The sequence below is a fragment of the Staphylococcus sp. HMSC13A10 genome (genome assembly GCF_001808005.1).
Lineage (GTDB): Bacteria > Bacillota > Bacilli > Staphylococcales > Staphylococcaceae > Staphylococcus > Staphylococcus pasteuri.
In genome coordinates, this window is sequence record NZ_KV791859.1 from 1 (window position 1) to 620 (window position 620).

Annotated in this window: 1 protein-coding gene; it reads left to right on the forward strand. The window is 41.6% G+C overall.

Annotated features, from left to right (window positions below):
- Positions 1–620 (forward strand): hypothetical protein (locus HMPREF3125_RS13230; protein ID WP_371106441.1); only part of this gene is annotated, 620 nt, incomplete at both ends.

The following is a 620-nucleotide window of genomic DNA, read 5'->3' on the forward strand; positions in this document are numbered from 1 at the left end:
GTGCTTGTACTGTCAGAAAGTGACGTGCTCGTACTAGTAGAATCACTTTGCGATGTACTAGTGCTCGTACTAGTAGAAGTACTTGTGCTAGCTGATCCACTCAATGAAGTACTCGTACTGTCAGAAAGTGAAGTACTTGTACTAGCAGAATCACTTAACGAAGTACTTGTACTATCTGAAATAGAAGTGCTATCACTAGATGAATTGCTCAATGACGTACTAGAACTATCAGAAAGCGACGTACTCGTACTAGATGAACCACTTAGAGAAGTGCTAGAACTGTCAGAAAGTGACGTACTCGTGCTAGTCGAACTGCTTAATGAAATACTTGTACTATCTGAAGTAGAGGCACTATCACTAGAAGACTCACTCAATGACGTACTAGAACTATCAGAAAGCGACGTACTCGTACTAGATGAACCACTTAGAGAAGTGCTAGAACTGTCAGAAAGTGACGTACTCGTGCTAGTAGAATCACTTAGTGAAGTGCTTGTGCTAACCGAAGTAGAAGTACTTGTGCTAGATGAACCACTTAGCGACGTACTAGAACTGTCAGAAAGCGACGTACTCGTACTAGATGAATCGCTTAATGAAGTACTTGTACTATCCGAAGTAGAGGC